The sequence below is a fragment of the Acidithiobacillus sp. TH-A36 genome, assembly GCF_057473445.1.
The window spans coordinates 1-2,894 of record NZ_JBYCKP010000061.1; the positions used below are offsets into that span (position 1 = coordinate 1).

General features: G+C 53.6%; 4 protein-coding genes and 1 tRNA gene. 2 read left to right on the plus strand and 3 right to left on the minus strand.

What is annotated here, in order from left to right:
• Together AC2VLY_RS01535 and AC2VLY_RS01540 are read left to right on the plus strand one after the other, a co-directional pair.
• On the plus strand, positions 1–794 hold a 794-nt coding region (locus AC2VLY_RS01535; RefSeq protein ID WP_486921663.1), incomplete at its 5' end, for an MBL fold metallo-hydrolase.
• Positions 795–869: 75 nt separating this feature from the next.
• Positions 870–946 (plus strand) — tRNA-Met (locus tag AC2VLY_RS01540).
• 13 nt (positions 947–959) lie between these two features.
• Here AC2VLY_RS01540 and AC2VLY_RS01545 read toward each other — a convergent pair.
• From AC2VLY_RS01545 to AC2VLY_RS01555, 3 genes are all read right to left on the minus strand, one after another.
• Positions 960–1,967 (minus strand): tyrosine-type recombinase/integrase, encoded by a 1,008-nt coding sequence (locus tag AC2VLY_RS01545; RefSeq protein WP_486893260.1) that lies wholly within the window; start codon positions 1,965–1,967, stop codon positions 960–962.
• Positions 1,853–2,224 carry a helix-turn-helix domain-containing protein gene (locus tag AC2VLY_RS01550; RefSeq protein WP_486921664.1) on the minus strand — a complete coding sequence of 124 codons (372 nt, stop codon included), beginning with the start codon at positions 2,222–2,224 and terminating at the stop codon, positions 1,853–1,855. The genes AC2VLY_RS01545 and AC2VLY_RS01550 overlap by 115 nt, the downstream gene beginning before the upstream one ends.
• 167 nt (positions 2,225–2,391) lie before the next feature.
• The coding region (locus AC2VLY_RS01555; RefSeq protein ID WP_486893258.1) for a hypothetical protein at positions 2,392–2,894 on the minus strand (503 nt) is incomplete at its 5' end.

The window sequence follows — 2,894 nt, forward strand, 5'->3', positions numbered from 1 at the left end:
AAGGTCGCTCTTGCGCCATTATTGATCCGGTCCTGGATTTTGATTATGCCAGCGGGCGCACTTCGCACAGCTCGGCTGACAAACTCCTGGCGCGCGTTCGCGAGGAAAATCTGCAGGTTGAGTGGATACTCGATACCCATGCCCACGCCGACCACCTCAGTGCGGCGGACTTTCTCCGCAAGGAACTCGGCTGCAAAATAGGCATCGGGGCTCACATCACCCAGGTGCAAAAAATTTTCGCCCAGCTCTATGACGAGTCCGATCAGATTCCTCAGGATGGCAGACAGTTTGACCATCTCTTTGCCGATGGCGAGACTTTTAGCATCGGCAAACTGTCCGTCCAGGTCATGCACACCCCCGGCCATACGCCTGCTTGCCTGACTTACGTCATCGGCGACGCCGCCTTTGTCGGCGACACCCTGTTCATGCCGGATTACGGCTCTGCCCGCTGTGATTTTCCGGGTGGCAGTGCAGAGACACTGTACCATTCAGTTCAGCGCATATTTGCGCTTCCGGAGGAAACGCGCCTGTTTGTCGGCCACGATTACAAGGCCCCGGGACGTGACGAATACCGCTGGGAGAGCACGGTCGCCGAGGAAAAAGCCCATAATATTCATCTGGGCAATCATCGGAGTCTGGCCGATTTTGTCGCACTCCGCCAAAAAAGGGATGCAACCCTGGCCATGCCCAAACTGATTTTGCCGGCACTTCAGGTCAACATCCGCGCCGGCGAACTCCCCCCGAAGGCGGATAATGGCGTAGCCTACCTCCGCATTCCACTCAATGCGGTTTAATCCCCCAGCCAAATGCAGCTTAAACCCGCTATGGCTTGACATCAGCGCCTGTAAACGCTTTAATTTGCCGCTCTTGGCGCTTTAGCTCAGTCGGTTAGAGCAGCGGAATCATAATCCGCGTGTCCGGGGTTCGAATCCCTGAAGCGCCACCAATAAAACAATGAGTTAGATGACCTGCATACCATTCAACTTCCCCTTCTGTGACGTGTTCGTACCATCTTTTTCCGTGAATCCTCCCACGTTACCCACGTACTGTTTTAGATGATCTGGCGCCAAATGCGCATATTTTCTGACCATCTCCACTGACTCCCATCCTCCCAATTCCTGAAGCACATTCAGGGGAGTACCCGCTTGGGCATGCCAACTGGCCCATGTATGACGAAGATCATGCCACCGAAAGTCTTCAATCCCTGCCCGCTTAAGCGCCTTACCCCAGGAACGGGTGTTAACCTGCTGAACCGGCCTGCCTTTAAAAGTAAAAACGAAACGGACATGTCGGCCAAGCTGCCGCCGGATAATGCTGACAGCCTCGTCATTTAAGGGAACCCCGATGGCCTTGCGGGCCTTTGCCTGATCTGCATGAATCCAGGCAACCCGACGCGTCAAATCGACCTGCTTCCATGTCAAACCAACTACGTTAGCCTTGCGTAACCCGGTTAACAAAGAAAATTCTGCCATATCTCTCAAATGCTCTGGCAACTCTGCAAGCAGAGACTGCGCTTCTTCCTGAGTTAACCATCGAATCCGGCGCTTAGGCTCCCGATACTGGCGCAGAAGCGGAGCATGGTCAATCCAGCCCCATTCCAGGCAGCACCGCAAAATGGCACGGACAAGCGCGAGATAACGGTTTGCGGTGGCCGGGCTGGTCTCCGCCTTTTTTTGATCTATCACCGTCATGATGAACTCACGATCCATATCCTTGAGGCGTTTCCCCCGGAAAAACTGCTGTAACCAGCGAAGCTTTTCAATGTCATGTTTGAAATCCGCCTTATAGCTGCGCTCCTTCAACCATCTGGCACCTGCGTTGTCCCAGGTGTAATCAGGCTTTTCCCCCAACTCTACCTGTCGCCACGCTTTTGTTCTGAGCTGGTCGTGAAGCTCTTGGGCCAGTGTTCTATCGGATGTAGCAGCAGATCGTCTAACTCGCTGTCCGTTGGGTGCTGTGAAATCGATCCACCAAGTTCGACCACGTTTGTAGAGCATATTGCCTCCTTTTGCAGAGAAGGCGCCGCTTGCCGATTCTCAGAATAGAGCGACCGGAAGTAGGCGACAAGGTCTTCTTCAAGAAATGCCCAACACTTACCTGGCTTGGCCCCCTGGACCACGCCACGTTTTGCCCGACGTCGAAGCTCTTCCTTACTAATCTGAAGAAAGTCTGCGGCTTGCTGTAAGTCAAGGGTGCGGGCCATATGGCTTATCCTCCAAAGCATCTACATTCAAGTTGTAAGGAAAGTCCGTAAAAAATGGCCGCGTCTCGTGCGGCATACGACGCATCCCCAGGTGGAGTGAAACCTGTGATGTGCTGCCGATGTTTTTTCGATCCGCTGGCATCCACCGTCGGCTGGGATACCTGGTTGCTCCGGAAAAAACGCTCATATCAGAACAGCCCTCTGGTAATCTCCGGCATCCCGCCATTGACCAGTTCCGCCAGTTTTTCCAGACGGCTGCGCAGTCGGGTGATGGCATCCCGGTCTGTTTCCATCACTTCCAGTAGAATCCCTTTTTTGAGGTTCAGAGACCGGTAAAAGCGGGATATGTCTTCCCATGTGGGCCGTAACGCTTTATTCGCGCTATTGAAGTCTTCTTTCCAGTTGTCTTCCATGATCTGGATCAGATCATCTGTCAGTCGAGTCAGGTTGGGGATGTACGCCGTCAACGTTTCATCCAGTTGATGCTGCATGGCGGAGACCCCAGACTGAAACTGAACGGCACGCTGCTGTATGCGGTCAATAAGCGGTGAATCATTGGGAATGGGCGGAATATCAAAAGACCGAGTCCCCTCCACGATCGCTGCTTCAGGCTGTCCCATGTTTTTTTCTGCCGGCAGATATTCTCCGGATTTTGCCTGTGTTGGTGCGGCCGTATTTTGACGGTTCCATG

Bases quoted from the DNA above. Each gene is read 5' to 3' on its own strand.
- AC2VLY_RS01550 (WP_486921664.1), bottom strand. From the start codon at position 2,224: ATGCTTTGGAGGATAAGCCATATGGCCCGCACCCTTGACTTACAGCAA.